We start from the raw sequence: 16,235 nt of genomic DNA, 5'->3' as shown, positions 1-16,235 counted from the left end.
GTCTTGCTCCTCAATTCAAGGCGAAGCGGCGGGCCAGATCGCGGGCCTTGCGCTGCGAAATCGGCGAGACGGCAATCGTCGCGCCCACCATCAGCAGCCACATGCTCGCCACGATCATCAGCAGCGCGAAGCGGTTGACCGGCGGGAACTGGGTGTAATGAAACGCCACGCCCAGCGCACTGGCCGCCACCACCCGTATCAGCAGGCCGCGATACCAGGCCGCGTTGATGCCGGGCAGGAACTTGCGGTGCACCACGGCGACCCACAGAAACAGTTGCGCGAGGTTGATGGCGAGCCACGCGTAGGCCGCGCCCACCGCGCCGTAATGCAGTGCGCCGATCAGCACCGCCGGCACCAGGATCGCGACGAAGCCGAGGTTGCCCTTGATATGCAGCGAGAGGTCGCCGTCCGCGTACTGGATCAGGAACGACAAGCCCGCGATGGCCGAGCAGCCGTTGCCGATCGCATAGCAGCGCAGCACGGTCATGGCGTCGGGATTCACCGGCAGGGACATCGCCCACAGCTTGAACACCAGGTCGGGCACGCTGGCGAACAGCATCGCAACCGGAATCACCGCGATCATCAGGATCTCGCTGGCGAGGAAATAGCTCGATTCGAGCGAGCCGCGGTTGCGCGCGCTGTCGGCCGTGAAGCGCGGCGTGAACGCCTGCTGGATCGGGCTGGCGAGCAGCAGGATGCCGCTGGCCAGCAGCGTCGCCATGCTGAACACGCCGAACGCGGACAGCGGCAACACCTTGGACAGGATGATCTTGTCGGCCTGCGTGGAGGTGGCCCACATCAGCGCCGAAAACGCGATCGACAGCGAGAGCCTGGCGCGGGCCGCCAGCACCACCCGTGAAAACGTGCGCGACAGCACCGGCGCGCCGATCGCGCGGCCGAGCAGCAGGCGCATGGTCAGCGCCTCGCCGACGATCGCCGCCAGTTGCCACAGAAAGAACACGTCCACGCGCGGCCAGATCGCGATCAGCGGCACCACCAGCACGGCGCGAATCACCGAGAAGATCACGATCACCGTGTTCAGCGTCGCCTGCCGGTCGATCCCCACCATGCCGCCGCGATACAGCGACGACAGCCAGCGCGCCGATACCGTCAGCATCATCAGCACGAAGGCCAGCGCGATGTCGTGCGCGGGCAGCGTCTTCGCCTTGAGCCAGCCGGTGGCGAAGAACGGCGCGCCGAAGATCGACAGCACCACCAGCACGGCGCACATGCCGGCCACGAATTTCTCGAGCGATTGCAACAACACGCGCACCTCGGCTTTCGAGCCATCGTCGGTGGCGCGGGCCAGCTCGCGGCACAAGGTGGGCGACAGTCCGAGATCCAGCAATTGCACCCAGGCAAGCAGCACGGCATTGAACGCGATCAGGCCATACGCCTCGACGCCGAGATGATGCACATACACCGGCACCATGACCATGCCGAGCACGACCGTCACGATCTGACCTGCATAGTTCGAAATCAGGCTGCGTTTGAGCATCTTGGTAGGCGATAAGAGACGGGATGATTCGGATCGCGACAGACGAACCCGCGATGCCCATCGACAGCGGACGCTGCCCGCAAGTCATGCTGCACTGCACGCAACGAAGCCAATTTAGTGGTGGACAACCGGCGGGAATGTACGGGCTCGCACACTGCCCGGTTCATGATTGAGACAGCTACGACAATCGATTCGGAATGCAAAATGACAGGCGGGCGCTGGATCGTCCCTGCGATGCGTTGGCCACGCCGTGCGCGCCGTGGCCGCGCCGCGCATCACGGGTAGCACTCGGCCTCGAACAGCGGCTTGCCTTCGGCATCCTTCGCCGCCAGCACCGGCGGGTATTCGATCGGCCAGTCGATATTGATCATCGGGTCGCTCCACAGCAGGCTGCGTTCGTATTCGGGGAACCAGTAATCGGTCACCTTGTAGACGAACTCCGCCGCCACCGACAGCACGATGAAGCCATGCGCGAAGCCCGGTGGAATCCAGAGCTGCCGATGGTTGCGGGCACTGAGCCGCACGCCCACCCATTTACCAAAGTTAGGAGAACTGAGCCTGAGGTCGACGGCAACGTCGAACACCTCGCCCGCGGTCACCCTCACGAGCTTGCCCTGCGGATGCACGATCTGATAATGCAGGCCGCGCAGCACGCCGCGCGACGAGCGCGAGTGATTGTCCTGCACGAATTCGAAGCCCTGAGCCACGGATTCCTCGAATTCGCGCGCGTTGAAGCTTTCGAAGAAGAAGCCGCGCCGGTCGCCGAACACGGCCGGTTCGATCAGCTTGACTTCGGGCAAGGCCGTTGCGGTCACTTGGATTGCCATGTCGGCGTGCTCCAGGTGAAGGCGTCGGTCAACCACGGTAGACATAAAAACGGCGCGCGACCGGCCACGCCCCGATGCTTGCCGACAGCCCGATCACGCCCGCTGTGCATACGCGCCCACCCTCCCTGTTGAATACTCGCCAGTTGCCACTTCATTGACGCACTCCTGATGATCCCGATATCGACCGACCGTATCGCCGACATGCCGCCCACGGCTCTATTGTTCAGGTCTATTGAACACTCGATCGCGATATTGATTCAGTACGTCGCCCCACACTCTCGGGCACGGATCACGTCGCCATCTGGTTGTGTTCGAGATACGAGGAGGTATAGCCGTAGCTGCGCCGCTCGCTGCGCCGCAACGGCACCACGTTGAAGATGGCGCCCACCGTCCAGGCGCCGGCACGGTCGAGCTGGGTAAGCGTTTCCTCGATCTCGGCTTCGGTATGCGAGCCCGAGCGCAGCACCATCACGGTCTTGCCGGCGCTGTTCGCGACGATCGCAGCATCGCTCACGGCCAGCAGCGGCGGCGTGTCGATGATCACCAGGTCGAAGCGCCGCTTGAACTCGTCGAGCAGCGACCTGAAGCCCGGCATCATCAGCAGTTCGGACGGGTTCGGCGGGTATTTGCCGCACGACACCAGCGACAGGCCCGGCACGCCCGACGGCTGGATCGCCTGATCGATGCTCAGGCGTCCTGCCAATAGTTCGGCCAGGCCGCCCGCGTTCGGCTTGCTGAAGAACGACGCCGCCCGGCCGCAGCGCATGTCCGCATCCACCAGCAGCACCCGCTTGCGGGTTTCGGCCTCCAGCACGGCGAGGTTCGCCGCGATGAAGCTCTTGCCGGTTTCGGGCGTGGGGCCGGTCAGCACGATCACGCCGTCGTCGGGCCGGTCCGTCTCGTACAGATGCAGGTGCAGGGCCGTGCGCAGGCCGCGCAGCGCCTCCACCGACGGATCATGCGGGAAGCTGCGCGCCAGCAGGTATTGCGAGGCGGCCGGCTGCGCGGGCTCGTCGGTACGCACGTTGGACGACAGCAGCGGCGTGCGGCGCTGGATCGCCGCGTCGGGCGGCGCGAACACCAGCTTGCTCGGCATCGCCTGATCGAGCCGCGCCTGGTGCGCGCTGTAGAGCACCGAGGCCAGCATCGGCATGCGCAGGTTGCGCTCGATGAACTTCGTATCGGTCACGCCGGTCAGGTAGCGGTGGCGCAGGAACACCAGCAGCACACCGAGCATCAGGCCGAGGCCGAGGCTGGCCAGCAGGATGATCGGCCCGTTGGGCGACACCGGATCGACCGGCCGCACCGCATCGTCGACGATATGCACGTCGCCCGTGGTGCTCGCGCGGCGCACCGTCAGTTCCTCGGCCTTGTTGACCATCGCGATGTAGATCGATTCGGCCACCTTGGCATTGCGGCTCAGGTCCGCGTTGGTGCGCTCGGAGGCCGGCATGCGCACGAAACGCGCGTTGAACTGCGCCTTGGCCGCCGACAACTGCGCGATCTGCTGATTGATGTTCTGCATCGGCGGGCTGTCGGGCGTGAAGTTCTGCATCATCTGCGTGCGCTGCAGTTGCAGCGTCGCGATCTGCCGCTCGATATCGATGCCGCCCTGCAGATACGATTGCGCCTCGGCGGTCGGCTGCAGCGAGCCGACCGACGCCTGATAGCCCATCAGCGAAGCCTCCGCCTGGTGCAGTTCGTCGCGCAAGCGCGGCAGTTCGCGGTTGATGAAATCCAGCGTCTGGCTGTCGTTGGCGCGGCTGGCGGCGATGGTCGCCGCGACATAACCCGCCGCGATCGAATTGGCGACGTTGGCGGACAGATCCGGGTTGTCGCTGTCGTAGGTGATCTGCACGAGCCCGGTATCGCTGCCCTTCTCGACGATCTTGAGCTTGCGCGCGAAGCGTTGCAGCGCATTCACGCCGTTCCAGGCCGTGACGTTGAATTCGGTGCCCGGCAACGCCGCGAGCTGCTTGACCCGGATCGATACGCCGCCGGCCTGCGCCGGCTCGCCCACCTTGCCGTGCAGCAGCACCGCGCCGTTCCCGTCGAGCAGCGCGTAGGCGCCGTTCTCGAGCGCGCGCAGCCGCAGCCGCCGGTTCTCGAAGCGGGTCGGCACCTTCATCGATTCGACCTCGATCTGCTCGCCGCCCCATGCATAGGACGTCAAACCGAACCACGGATGAGACAGTTCGCCCGGCGTCGCGAACTTGTGCGACAGCATGCCGAGCAACGGCAGCACGCGCGGCGAAGCGGTCACGTTGTAGCCGTATTGCGCCAGCACCGGATCGAGCACCGAGCGGCTCTGCATCATGCCGATCTCGGCCTCGGTGCGCGCCGGCCGTTGCCCGACCACCACCTGCTGGCCGTCCGCGGCAAAGCCCAGCGCGTTGCGGCCCTGCGCCTCGACCTTGATCACCGCGCTCGCCGAATAGATCGGCGTGGCCAGCCAGATATACACCACGGCCAGCGCCACCACGGCAACCGTGATGGCCGCCACCGTCCACAGATGGTCGCGCAACACGCGAATCATGCCCAGTGCGTCCGGCGCGTCGTCTGGCATGCCTCCGGAATATCGGGCGTTCATATTCGGACTGTTCACGTTGGTCGTTCCTCTAAACCTTGCTCGTTGAGAATGGATGCGGCGCAGGGCCAGGCATTAGCGGGTGGCGGCGTAGAACAGATACAGGCTCGTCACCGTCGGCAGCAGTTGCTCCAGCAGGCGATTGACCTGGGCGATCTGCGCGGTGCCCACGTACACGACATCGAGCGGCTTCAGGTCGAACTGGGTGGACAGCAGGATCGAATCGACCTTGGTCATGTCGAGCCGGTAGATGCTCGGCTTGGTCGGGTCGCTCAACGTGCGTCGGATCACGAGGATCTGCCGCGGCTGCGCACTTTGCGGGTTGATGCCGTTCGCATTGGAGAGCGCGTCGGCCAGCGTCATGCGGCCCTTGTCCATGAACAGGGTTTGCGGCTTCGAGATCTCTCCCAGCATGAACACGCGGCTCGCGTTGTGATCGGGCACGTAGACGATGTCGCCCGTTTCCAGCGCCACGTTCTGCGAAATGTCGCCGCGATCGAGCGTGCGCTGCACGTCGAGCTGGTAGGTCTTGCCGCCGCGCGTGAGCTGCACGCGTTGCAGATCCGCATCGGCCAGCGAGCCGCCCGAGCGCGTGATCGCGTCGAGCACCGTGAGCTTCAGGTCGGTAATCGGCAGCGAGCCCGGGTTCTTCACTTCGCCGGCGAGCTGGATCTGCTGGCTGCGGTACTGGATCACGCGCACGTCGAGCTGCGGCTTGATGGCGTAGCCCGCCAGGCGCGACACCAGCATCGCGCTGATCTGCGCGGTGGTCTTGCCGGCCACCGCGACGCGGCCCACCGTCGGGAAATAGATCGTGCCGTCGGCCGCCACGCGCGCGCCGTCCGGCGTGATCTGCACGCCCGGCGCGCCGACGCCGCCCCCGCCCGTGTTGTCGAGCGGCGGCAGCGGCGTGGCGGCCGCACCGGTCACGGTCAGTTCCGGGTGCCCCCACACCGTGATGCCGAGAATGTCGCCCTGGCCGACCCGATAGTCGATCTGCGGGCCGTCCGGCGCCTGCGGCAGCGCCGGCGGCTCGGACTTCATGGCCTGCACCTGGCCGGTAATGACGCCGGCGTCGATCATCTGCACCGGGTACACCGGCGGCGGTGCATCGCTTTTCGCCGGTTCCTGCATTTGAGCCGGATTGAGATACGGCCCGGGGGCGAACGTGCAAGCGGCTGCCGCCCAGCACGTCAACAGTGCGAATATCCTGCCGATGCTTTTCATGTTGGTCATCCCGTGACGAGGTACGAATCGATCTAGGTCGGTGTTCGTTTTCAATATGCAGTTCAATACGCAGTACGAATCGATCGGGCGGCGCGCGTTCAATAGGCCGCCGCGCGGATCTGATGCCCGAGATAGCTGCCTGCCGATTTCGACGGCATCTCATGCATGCGACGCACGTTGCCGTCGCTGGCGCTTTCGGCCGAGGAGCTGGCGTGCAGCAGACGCTGAAACTCGCCCTTGATGATTCCGTAGCACTCGCAGGCCGACGCTTCGAGGCCGGCACGATCGAGGATGGTGATCTTGCCGCGCCGCTGCGCGATCAAGCCGGCGTCCTGCAGCTTGCCGGTGGCCTCCGTCACGCCTTCGCGACGCACGCCGAGCATCGAGGCGATCAATTGCTGGGTGACGGCCAGCTCGTCAGTCTTGAGACGATCCTGCGTGAGCAGCAGCCAACTGCTGACCTGCCTGACGATGTGATGGCGACGGTTGCACAGCGAGTTCTGCGCGACCTGCGTGAGCAGCGCCTGGATGTAATAGAGCATCAACTGATGCACGAAGCCGTGGCGATCGAATTCGCGCTTGAACAATTGCGCATTCATCGCATAGGCATAACCGCCGCTACGCACTTCGATGCGGGTCGGCATCGTGAAGCCGCCTGTCAGGGCGGGCACGCCGATCACGCCTTCATTGCCCACCGCGGCGACTTCCGCGGTGGCGCCGTCCGCCATCAGGAAAATCATGGAAATGATGGCACTGGTGGGGAAATAGACTTTCTTGACGGTTTCCCCGGCATCGGACAATAACTGGCCGCTCTTCAATTGAACGAGTTGAAGATGAGGCGCAAGCGCGTCGAAATCCGAGGCGGGCAAGGACGCGAGAAGATGATTTGCAGGTTGTGTGGTCATGACATCGGACATAAATATTGGCGCTGGGTCATTTGACATACCGAAGCAATTCGGGCCTGTAAGCTGGAAAGCAGGACAGCCAAGCATTTTTTTGCAGCGCACCAGCCCTTACTCCGGTGCAGGACAACTGCCGACGGTCATCTGCCGTTGGTGAAATTCATACAGCGATAACCATGCCAACAATGCCAAGTCATTGTTTATAAACGTTTTTTTAAAATGTGTTTTAAACAGTGAGGGGTTTTATGTCGGAAATGTCTCGAATCTGAGCTACTTTCCGGCCTCGCTCCGCAGCCTCGACGCATTGCACAAGATGCTGCGCTGCACTCAAGCCGGCTCGGATGCAAGATTGTCAAGGCGCAGGGCGCGATAAGCCCTCTCGTGCGGTCGCCGCAAGGCGGTGATTTTCGGCAAGCGCGATTTGATTCGAACTGCTTCATATTTGATACGCGGCCTGAAAATGCGCGATCACGCACTGTCATTCCCCTGACGTTCAGGTCCGCGCATCGACTTTCCGAATACCGAAACTCTGTGCGACGGCGTACCGAATCACGCCACCGCGCCCGATAGCATCGCGTCTGCGGAATCATCCCCGCGACTCGGCGCTGGCGTGCTGGCGCGGACTGAACGATCACGGAGGAACGGCGATGAAGGTCGCACTGATTCAAGATTGGCTGGTCACGTACGGCGGCTCGGAAAAAGTCCTCGAGCAGATTCTCGAATGCTTTCCCGACGCCGATCTCTTCAGCCTCGTCAACTTCATGCCCGATCACCCGTTGCTGAAGGGCAAGCCGGTCAAGACCTCGTTCATCCAGAAGCTGCCGTTCGCGAAGCGCCGCTATCGCGGCTACCTTCCGATGTTTCCGTTGGCGATCGAGCAGTTCGACCTGTCCGGCTACGACCTGATCATTTCGAGTTCGCATGCGGTGGCGAAAGGCGTGCTGGTCGGCCCCGATCAATTGCATGTGAGCTACATCCATTCGCCGATCCGCTACGCGTGGGATCTGCAGCACCAGTATCTGAACGAAAGTGGCCTGACGAAAGGGTTGCGCGCGTTTCTCGCACGCGCGGTGCTGCACTACCTGCGGATCTGGGATGTGCGTACCGCGAACGGCGTCGACACGTTCATCGTCAATTCTCGGTTCATCGGGCGGCGTGTCGAGCGGGCCTACCGGCGCGATTCGGTGGTGGTGCATCCGCCCGTCGACGTCGAGGCGTTCGAGCCGTGCTCACGAAAGGAAGCGTTCTACGTGACGGTTTCGCGGATGGTGCCGTACAAGCGCATGGACCTGATCGTCGAGGCGTTCGCCGCGATGCCGGACCGCCAGCTGGTGGTGATCGGCGACGGCCCGGACATGGCCAAGGTGCGCGCCAAGGCCGGCTCGAACGTGACGATCCTCGGCCATCAACCGTTCGCCGTCCTGAAGGATCACCTGCAACGCGCGCGCGCCTTCGTGTTCGCGGCGGAAGAGGATTTCGGCATTTCGGTGGTCGAGGCACAGGCGTGCGGCACGCCGGTGATCGCGTTCGGCAAGGGCGGCGCATGCGAAACCGTCATCGACGAGACGCAGCCCCACCCCACCGGCCTGTTCTTCGAGGCGCAGACGGTGGAATCGATCCAGGCGGCCGTCGGCCGCTTCGAGGCAAATGTCGGCAGATTCTCACCGGTGAGTTGCCGTCTCAATGCCGAGCGCTTTTCGAAGGCCGAATTCCGGCGCGGCCTGCTGACCGCCGTATTGGGGGCAGCCGAATCCCGGCCATCGCTGCCGGCTGCCCGCAAGATCCGCACGGCGTTGCGCGATGCGCTGCGCGCGCCCGAGGCGTCCGGTTCGCAGCAGGCGGACGTGGCGCTGAAAATCGATTGATTCCGGTGTCGCGTTAACCCTTGCGTGCGGCGCCGCACAAACGGCGCACGCGGCCTGACCGATAGTCGAACCCATACCGAAAAGGACCACGCGCTACCTGCCCGCGTCGCGGCGACACGCTCGTCGCCACGCGGGCCGCCAACCTATGCCCGATTTCCATAGGAGTCCGCCATGTCCCAGTCAGCTGTCCCGGCCGGTTCGTCCGGCCACGCAAGCGCACTGCCGCACCATGACGCCCCGACCTATCTCGACGATCTGCTCGAGGCGGGCCTGTTGATCTCCACCGGCGTGGACGGCCTGTACGGCCGCAGCGCGGTGTTCGAGGAGGTGGTCGAGCGCGTGAATGCGTTGATCGGCCGCTGGGGCGACGGCAAACCAGTGGAAGTGTTGCGCTTCCCGCCCGCGATGAACCGCACGATTCTTGAAGAAAGCGGCTATTTCAAGCATTTCCCCGATCAGATCGGCAGCGTGTTCTGCTTCAGCGGTGACGAGGTTCGCCATCAACGCCTGCTGGCCTGCCTCGACCGGCAGGAAGACTGGACCGAAGACGTCAAGCCCACCCGCCTCGCCGTCACGCCGGTGGCCTGCTATCCTGTCTACCCGATCATGGCCGCGCGCGGCCCGCTGCCCGCCGGCGGCCGGTTGATCGATATCTTTTCGTACTGCTGCCGACACGAACCGTCTCGCGAGCCGGAACGGATGCTGATGTTCCGGCAGCGCGAATTCGTGTGCCTGGGCACCGCCGAACAGGTGCAGGCGTTTCGCGAGGACCTGATCGACTACGCGAAGGCGGCGATCGGCTCGCTCGGCCTGCCTTGGTCGATCGAGCTGGCCAACGATCCGTTCTTCGGCCGCATCGGCAAGTTCATGGCGAACAGCCAGCGCCAACGTGCGCTGAAGTTCGAACTGCTCGTCGACGGCATCAACCCGGACAAGCCCACCGCCTGCGGCAGCTTCAACTACCACCTCGACCGCTTCGGCGAACTCTGGAAGATCGAGACGGGCACCGGCGACACGGCCCACACCGGCTGTTGCGGGTTCGGGCTGGAGCGCCTGGCGCTGGGCCTGTTCCGGCACCACGGCTTCGATCCCGGCGCGTGGCCCGAGTCGGTGCGCCGCGTGCTGTGGCGTTGAGTGATCAGGCCGCGCCGCGACGAGGTATTCCTTCTGCCGTTTTGCCGTTCCGGCATCGCCATGGAGTGACTTCATGAACAACACGCAGCACGTAGTCCGAAACATCATCGCCGACCTGAACTGCCTCGACGTGCCGGTCGACGCCGTGACCGACCGCACCGACCTTTACGCGGTCGGCCTGACATCGTTGACGTCGGTGCAACTGCTTCTGGAAATCGAACGCGCATTCGACATTCATGTTCCCGACGCGATGCTGACCTACGAGATGTTCGAAAGCATCGACGCGCTGGCCGACGCGATCGGCACGTTGCAGCAGGCGGACGCGGCCTGACCGGCGGCTGCCGGCCGCCAGCCGCTCAGTGCCTCGCCGGCAGTTCGCGTTCGACGATGTCGAGCAGCCGGCAGGCGGCCACGTCCCAACGGAAATCGGCGGCGCGTGCGCGGCCGCGTGCGCGCAAGGTGTCGCGCGTGTCGGGGTCGGTCATCATCTGCACGACCTTGGCGGCGATGTCCTCGACCGAGCGCGCGTCGCAATACAGCGCGGCGTTGCCGCACACTTCCGGCAGCGCGGCCTCGCGCGAGGCGATCACCGGGCAGCCGCACGACATGGCCTCCAGCGGCGGCAGGCCGAAACCTTCGTAGAGCGAAGGAAACAGGAAGCAGCCGGCGTGCTCGTAGAGCGCCTTCAATTCGCCGTCGGACACGAAGCCGGCCATCACCACGTCGTTCGACAGCGAGATATCGGCTTTCTCCTTCGCGTTGAACACCCGCAGGTCGAAGCCGCCCACCACCACGAACTGCCAGTCGTGGCCGCCGTCGAGCAGCGCGATGGCCGCCAGCACGCGCGCCAGGTTCTTGCCGACCGACAGGCTGCCGACGATCAGCACGTAATGGTCGGCGCGCAGGTTCAGCCGCGACAGGATGCCTGCATCGGGCGCGATCCGGTCGAAATGATCCACGCCGTTGTGGACCACCGAAATGCGCGACGCGGGAATGTTCAGCCGGGCCATGATGCGCAGCTTCGAGAACTCCGACACGGTCACGATATGGTGGGCGGTGCGCTTCAGGATCGCGTAGGCGAAGCGATACCAGAGCCGGTATTTCCAGGAGTAGTTCCCGGGCAGGTCGTACACGGCCACGTCGTGCACCATCAGCACCTGCCGTCGGGCGAACAGCGGGCCGATATTGCACAGGCTCAACAGCACGCGCCCGCCCACGGCCCATGGCAGTCCGAATTGTTCCCACAGCGAGCCGCTCAGGCGTGCCGCCACAATCTGCTCGGCCGGAAACACCACGCCATCCTGCGCGTTCGCGGGCAGCAGCAAGGCCGGGCGCCTGCCTGATGGAAACAGGCGCGCGAACGCCATGGCCAGTTCGTAGCCCACCCGCTGCACGCCGGTCATGCGCTGCGAGGCGAACTTGCCGTTGATGGCGAACCGCCCGCCCCGGCCGGATCGGCTCGACCGGTCGCGAAGCTCGTGATCCGCGCCGCGCATGACCGAACCGCGCGGCAGGGCCGGGTCCGTGGCGCGCGTGTGCGACTCCTTGATCGTCTGGCTCATCGGGCGTGGCTCTCCGGGGTTGACGTCGGTCTGCGCATTAGGCAATTCGCGCCCGGTGCGCACCGTACGATCTCGCACACTGCCCCGCGTTCGCCAATGTGCGACGGCGCACCGATGGATCGCCACGATGCCCCGAGCATGCTTGGGCAACATCGCGGCGCCGGCCCGCCGGGCAGCGCGCGCCGTCAAATCGTTTCGTTTTCCTACCGACCCTCATGCCCAGCGCCGCCAGCCCGCACCGTCTCGATCATGTCGACGCCATGCGCGCGATCGCCGTGCTGCTCGTGATGTGGACGCACTACGCCGAGCTGTACGGCACCATCGCCGGCTCGCAATTCGCGTTCGACACGATGCAGCAGTCGATCAATTTCGGCCGGATCGGCGTGGTGATCTTCTTCGGGATCAGCGGCATGCTGATTCCCAACAGCCTGCGCGGCTCGGTGGCCGACGGCACGCGCCGTTTCGTGATCCGAAGGGTGTTTCGCCTGTATCCGGCGTTCTGGCTGTCGCTGCCGATCGGCTATGCCGTGTATTGGCTGCTGTTCGGCCACCGAATGGCGCCGATGGGGCTGGCCGCGAACCTGTCGATGATCCCCACCGCATTCGGTTGGGACGCCATCATGTCGCATTACTGGACGCTCGAAACCGAGCTGGCGTTCTACGCGCTGTGCCTGGCGCTGCATTGGCTCGGCGGCCTGCACCAGATGCGCACGCTGTGCCTGACCTGCCTCGGCCTGTGCGCCGCGTTCGTGCTCGGTTCCGCGTTGAAGCTGATTCCCGCCGATGCGCTCGGCCAATACAAGGGCATGCTGTATCACCTCGCGATCATGTTCTGGGGCGCCTGCTTCCGGCAGGCTTACGACACCCCGCGCGCCGCCGTGAGCTTCGGCGTGTTCCGGCGGAGGGTTTCGCTGTCGTATCGCGCGGCGTGTGTTGCCGTGACGGCCGTCGTGGTGGGCATCGCCGTGTTGATGGCCGGCATCGACCTGCTGCATCGCGATTTCGTGCACGTTTCGGCGTCGATCGGCTATCTGTTCGGAATCCTCGCGTTCCTGCTGTTCGCCACCGTGATCCGCATCCGGGCGCGCGTGTTCGCCTGGATCGGTCGAATCAGCTATTCGCTGTATCTGCTTCATGGCGTGCCGCTTTACCTGATCTATTGGTACTGCAAAGCAAATGGCCTGACGGGCGGCCCGCTGGGGGTGTACATGGTGCTGACCGTGCCCCCGGCGCTGGCGCTGGCCTGGGCGAGCTACCGGCTCGTCGAGACGGCGGGCATCGACGCGGGTTACGCGCTGACGCCGACCCGCCGCTCGCCGGGCGGCGTCGCCCCGCGCCGCGGCGCGCTCGATGCCGGCCGTCCGGCGTCGGCCGCGCATGACGATGCATGAACCAGCGCATCCGCCATTCCGGCCCAAGTGCGCTGGCACACTGAACCGCCTCCCAACCTGACTTAAGGTGGCGACCTCGGTCAGCCGATCGTCCAGCCGTACCGCCGGAGGTTTCGATGTACGCGAAGTCGATTTCGATGCTGTTTTACCTGTTCTTCACCTGCGTGATCTTCAATCCGCAGGTGTCCGGCGTCACGATCTATCTCTACACGTTCCTGCCGTTTCTCGACCCGGGCTTCAGCCGGTTCCTGCTGGCCACCTCGCGCCGCTGGCTGATCCCGATCGGCATCGCCATGGCCGCGTGCCTGCTGACCAACCCGATGATGGCCGCGAAAATCGTCTCGATCTTCGCCAGTGTCGGCTACCTGATGTACACCATTTCGAAGCGGATCGATTATCTGCACCCGTGGATGATGGTCAATATCCTGTTCGGGCTCGCGCAGTTCGTGCTGTATTACGCCGACTATTCGCTGTCGGTATCGATGGGCCCCGACCAGGTGTCGAAGATGCTGTGGGGCGACTCGGCCACCCAGACCAACGCGAACTATTACGCCATCCTCTATTTCGCGCGCGTCAGCGGCTTCTCGCGCGAAGCCGGGTTCTTCTCTTCGCTGCTGTCGGCCGCGTTCGTGCTGTACCTGTTTCAGGGGCGGCGCAACCGCTGGATCATCGCGATGTACTGCGTCGGCCTGTTCATCAGCCTGTCCAAAGCCTCGTTCGTGCTGCTGATCTTCGCCGCGCTGTACGGCATGCGGCGGCAACTGCGCGCGATGCTGCCGTTGTTTTCGCTGGCCGCGTTCTTCGGCGTGACGATGGTGATCGCGCTGTACATGAGCGCCCACGACTTCTTCGGCTCGGAAACCTTCGCGCACCGGTTTGCCGGCTATCCGTTCCTGGTGGACGCGAGCTTCGCCGACCTGGTGCGGGGCGTCACCTCGCAACAGCTCAACGACGAATACGGCTACCTGCCCTACCTGGCCTCGAATCGCGAGCTGTACGCCATCAGCTCGGTCACGTTCACGGGAATCCCGGGCCTGTTCGCCGATGTGGGGCTGCTCGGCGCGCTGGTGGTGCTCGGCGTGCTGGCGTTTACGGCCAGCGACGGCTTCGTGATCCTGCTTTGCCTGCTGATCACCACCACCGTCGGCCTGACCACCGTGACCTCGTTCGTGCCGCTTGCCTACCTGATCGCGTATTGGCCGAGCTTCGCGCGGTATCTGAGCGCGCAACGCGAACGCCCCGCCGCGCCGGACCGTTCGCGGTTGATCTCGCGGCCACCCCCGGCGCCGATCGCGGTTCCGCCACGTCATTTGCTGCGATGAGGCTCGCGCTCATGCATCCGGCGCCGCGGGCAGCCTGGCGTGCGATGCCGCTTCTCGCACTGCTTTTCACCCTGTTTATCGCGCCGCTGCTCGGATGGTCGGCCGAATCCTCGGCACAGCTTCGCAATGCCAACGATGCGGTCGCCTTGCAGGGGGTGCCGGGCGAGCGATTTTCGCTGAAGTTCACGCCGGCTTCGCTCGACGCCCTGGGCGCGACGCTGACGGTGCTGGTGTTTTCGTACGACGCCACGGGCCGGCTCAATCCGTCGCCGGCCGCCACCTACTTCCAGGATGTCGACCCCGGCCAGCAAGGCCGGGCGGTCAGCGTGCCGGTCACGCTGACCCGCCCCGGCTTCTATCGGGCCCAGGCCGAACTGTATTCGCGCGCCGGCACCTTGCTCGGCCGCGCGGCCACCACGTTCACGCTCCAGCCGACACGCCGCGTGGCCGGCTTGCCCGGATTCGGCGTGGTGACGCACTTCGCGCAACTGCAGGGCTCGCCGGCCGTGCTGCTGCCGATGGTGCAGCGAGCCGGATTTTCGTGGATTCGCGACGAACTCTATTGGCAGGAGATCGAGAAAACCCCGGGCCGGTTCCGCTTCCCGCCGCCATACGATGCCTATCTCAAGCAGGCCGCGCAGTTGGGCATCGCGCCGCTCGTGGTGCTCGATTACGGCAACCCCCGCGCCTATCCGGCGCAGTTCGGCAAGGCGTCGTTCCCGCAAACCCCCGAGGCGCGCCAGCGCTTCGTCGGCTACGTCGAACAGGTCGTCAAGCGCTACGGCAGCCTGGTCAAGCATTGGGAGCTGTGGAACGAGCCGTCGTTCGATCAGATCTCCTACGCAACCTACGGCGCGCTGCTGAAGGCCGTCTACCCGGCGATCAAGGCCCTGAGCCCGGCCGCGACGGTCATCGCGTGCGGCGGCGGCGGCATCGGCGGCGGCCCCGGCGCCGATTGCCCGATCGAGCTGGTCAAGGCCGGCGCCCTCGACTATCAGGACGGCTTCAGCGTGCACCCCTACATGTCGCCGAACACGCCCGAGCGCGGTTATGCGGCCAAGGGCGGCCCGATCGATACCGTCAGCATCCCGACCACCTGGCCATATCTGAAATCCGTGGGCGCGCGATATTCGAAAAAGAACGGCACGCCGCTGCAGGTATGGATCACCGAATACGGCTGGCCCGTCGATCCGAAGGTGCCGGGGCAAGACGAGGCGAGCCAGGCCGGCAACCTGGTGCGCAGCTATCTGATGTCGCGACGCGCCGATTCGGTCCGCGTGCTGTTCTGGTACGACTTCATGGACGACGGCACCGATCCGAACAATATCGAGCACAACTTCGGATTGCTGCATCACGACATGTCGCCGAAGCCCGCGTTCGTCGCCGCCTCGGTGCTGGCGGCGACGCTCGGCAGCCGGCCCTGGCGCAATGCGCTGGCCGATGGCGACGTGAAGGTCTATCGGTATGCGACGGGAGACGATGCGGTCACGGTGGGCTGGACGGTGAGCGCCACGCCGGGCACGGCGTCGATCGATCTGCCGCCCGGGCGCTATGTGGAACGCGACTGGCAAGGCGTGGAAACGGCGGTGACGGTCACCAGCCGGCCGTTCCTCTGGCAACTCGGGCCGCTGCCGCGCTATCTGCTGCCGGTGCGCGCCGTGCCGAGCCGCCCCGCCGGTGCCTAGCCCCGGCTGGCGCCGAACAGCCGGCGCAGCCAACGCCCGGCGGTCACGGTCAAGGGCCGGCGCCGCGGCGCCTCCGCCACGCGCTGGCGCGCCTCGACTTCGTCGCGCGTCAGCATCCGCTCGGTACGCGCGTCCGCGCGGCGTGCCGCCACGCACAGCGCCACGACGAAGAGGATCGCGCCGACTTCCAGAACGGTAATGACGATGACGATCAAGAGGTGCATGGCGGTCGAGG

Annotated in this window: 12 protein-coding genes and 1 pseudogene; 6 read left to right on the top strand and 7 right to left on the bottom strand. The window is 65.1% G+C overall.

Annotated features, from left to right (window positions below):
• Positions 1-10: 10 nt before the first annotated feature.
• The 5 genes from AB4850_RS22385 to AB4850_RS22365 form a co-directional block, all read right to left on the bottom strand.
• The gene (locus AB4850_RS22385) at positions 11-1,498 is read right to left on the bottom strand and encodes a lipopolysaccharide biosynthesis protein (protein WP_414445168.1); all 1,488 of its coding nucleotides are present in this window, start codon (positions 1,496-1,498) and stop codon (positions 11-13) included.
• A 275-nt stretch (positions 1,499-1,773) separates the two neighbouring features.
• Positions 1,774-2,325, bottom strand: coding sequence for a dTDP-4-dehydrorhamnose 3,5-epimerase (rfbC, locus tag AB4850_RS22380; protein ID WP_414445167.1), 552 nt, complete (start codon positions 2,323-2,325; stop codon positions 1,774-1,776).
• A 289-nt stretch (positions 2,326-2,614) separates the two neighbouring features.
• Positions 2,615-4,891: a polysaccharide biosynthesis tyrosine autokinase gene (locus AB4850_RS22375; protein WP_414445166.1), complete on the bottom strand. Its 2,277-nt coding sequence runs from the start codon at positions 4,889-4,891 to the stop codon at positions 2,615-2,617.
• 96 nt (positions 4,892-4,987) lie between these two features.
• A complete protein-coding gene (locus AB4850_RS22370) occupies positions 4,988-6,139 on the bottom strand; it encodes a polysaccharide biosynthesis/export family protein (protein WP_414445165.1) in 1,152 nt (383 codons plus the stop codon).
• Between the two features lie 98 nt (positions 6,140-6,237).
• Positions 6,238-7,044, bottom strand: coding sequence for a Crp/Fnr family transcriptional regulator (locus tag AB4850_RS22365; RefSeq protein ID WP_414445583.1), 807 nt, complete (start codon positions 7,042-7,044; stop codon positions 6,238-6,240).
• A gap of 545 nt (positions 7,045-7,589) precedes the next feature.
• On the opposite strand from AB4850_RS22365, the pseudogene AB4850_RS22360 reads away from it, so the two are divergent.
• From AB4850_RS22360 to AB4850_RS22350, 3 genes and pseudogenes are all read left to right on the top strand, one after another.
• A pseudogene (locus AB4850_RS22360) lies at positions 7,590-8,882 on the top strand (glycosyltransferase family 4 protein); the annotation flags it as partial.
• Positions 8,883-9,077: 195 nt separating this feature from the next.
• A complete protein-coding gene (locus AB4850_RS22355) occupies positions 9,078-10,040 on the top strand; it encodes an amino acid--[acyl-carrier-protein] ligase (RefSeq protein WP_414445164.1) in 963 nt (320 codons plus the stop codon).
• A gap of 73 nt (positions 10,041-10,113) precedes the next feature.
• Positions 10,114-10,371 carry an acyl carrier protein gene (locus tag AB4850_RS22350; protein ID WP_414445163.1) on the top strand — a complete coding sequence of 86 codons (258 nt, stop codon included), beginning with the start codon at positions 10,114-10,116 and terminating at the stop codon, positions 10,369-10,371.
• Positions 10,372-10,396: 25 nt separating this feature from the next.
• On the opposite strand, the gene AB4850_RS22345 is transcribed toward AB4850_RS22350, so the two are convergent.
• The gene (locus AB4850_RS22345) at positions 10,397-11,536 is read right to left on the bottom strand and encodes a glycosyltransferase family 4 protein (RefSeq protein ID WP_414445582.1); all 1,140 of its coding nucleotides are present in this window, start codon (positions 11,534-11,536) and stop codon (positions 10,397-10,399) included.
• A gap of 281 nt (positions 11,537-11,817) precedes the next feature.
• Between AB4850_RS22345 and AB4850_RS22340 the strand changes: the two genes are divergently transcribed.
• The 3 genes from AB4850_RS22340 (at position 11,818) to AB4850_RS22330 (ending at position 16,000) form a co-directional block, all read left to right on the top strand.
• Positions 11,818-12,993 carry an acyltransferase family protein gene (locus AB4850_RS22340; protein WP_414445162.1) on the top strand — a complete coding sequence of 392 codons (1,176 nt, stop codon included), beginning with the start codon at positions 11,818-11,820 and terminating at the stop codon, positions 12,991-12,993.
• Between the two features lie 116 nt (positions 12,994-13,109).
• Positions 13,110-14,315 (top strand): hypothetical protein, encoded by a 1,206-nt coding sequence (locus tag AB4850_RS22335; protein WP_414445161.1) that lies wholly within the window; start codon positions 13,110-13,112, stop codon positions 14,313-14,315.
• Positions 14,316-14,359: 44 nt separating this feature from the next.
• A complete protein-coding gene (locus AB4850_RS22330; RefSeq protein ID WP_414445160.1) occupies positions 14,360-16,000 on the top strand; it encodes a beta-glucosidase in 1,641 nt (546 codons plus the stop codon).
• Here the strand turns inward: AB4850_RS22330 and AB4850_RS22325 are convergent.
• On the bottom strand, positions 15,997-16,224 hold the full coding sequence (locus tag AB4850_RS22325; RefSeq protein WP_414445159.1) for a hypothetical protein: 228 nt from the start codon (positions 16,222-16,224) through the stop codon (positions 15,997-15,999). The genes AB4850_RS22330 and AB4850_RS22325 overlap by 4 nt on opposite strands.
• Positions 16,225-16,235: the final 11 nt, after the last annotated feature.

The organism is Burkholderia sp. 22PA0106, assembly GCF_047497155.1.
Taxonomy (GTDB): Bacteria; Pseudomonadota; Gammaproteobacteria; order Burkholderiales; family Burkholderiaceae; genus Burkholderia.
Note: the sequence above shows the minus strand (reverse complement) of the source record. Positions and strands in the feature narration are given on the sequence as shown.

What these genes read in the sequence shown, in the direction of transcription:
- AB4850_RS22385 (WP_414445168.1), bottom strand. Translation starts at nt 1,498, where the DNA reads ATGCTCAAACGCAGCCTGATTTCGAACTATGCAGGTCAGATCGTGACG.
- rfbC (WP_414445167.1), bottom strand. Translation starts at nt 2,325, where the DNA reads ATGGCAATCCAAGTGACCGCAACGGCCTTGCCCGAAGTCAAGCTGATC.
- AB4850_RS22375 (WP_414445166.1), bottom strand. Translation starts at nt 4,891, where the DNA reads ATGCCAGACGACGCGCCGGACGCACTGGGCATGATTCGCGTGTTGCGC.
- AB4850_RS22370 (WP_414445165.1), bottom strand. Translation starts at nt 6,139, where the DNA reads ATGAAAAGCATCGGCAGGATATTCGCACTGTTGACGTGCTGGGCGGCA.
- AB4850_RS22365 (WP_414445583.1), bottom strand. Translation starts at nt 7,044, where the DNA reads ATGACCACACAACCTGCAAATCATCTTCTCGCGTCCTTGCCCGCCTCG.
- AB4850_RS22355 (WP_414445164.1), top strand. Translation starts at nt 9,078, where the DNA reads ATGTCCCAGTCAGCTGTCCCGGCCGGTTCGTCCGGCCACGCAAGCGCA.
- AB4850_RS22350 (WP_414445163.1), top strand. Translation starts at nt 10,114, where the DNA reads ATGAACAACACGCAGCACGTAGTCCGAAACATCATCGCCGACCTGAAC.
- AB4850_RS22345 (WP_414445582.1), bottom strand. Translation starts at nt 11,536, where the DNA reads ATGCGCGGCGCGGATCACGAGCTTCGCGACCGGTCGAGCCGATCCGGC.
- AB4850_RS22340 (WP_414445162.1), top strand. Translation starts at nt 11,818, where the DNA reads ATGCCCAGCGCCGCCAGCCCGCACCGTCTCGATCATGTCGACGCCATG.
- AB4850_RS22335 (WP_414445161.1), top strand. Translation starts at nt 13,110, where the DNA reads ATGTACGCGAAGTCGATTTCGATGCTGTTTTACCTGTTCTTCACCTGC.
- AB4850_RS22330 (WP_414445160.1), top strand. Translation starts at nt 14,360, where the DNA reads ATGCCGCTTCTCGCACTGCTTTTCACCCTGTTTATCGCGCCGCTGCTC.
- AB4850_RS22325 (WP_414445159.1), bottom strand. Translation starts at nt 16,224, where the DNA reads ATGCACCTCTTGATCGTCATCGTCATTACCGTTCTGGAAGTCGGCGCG.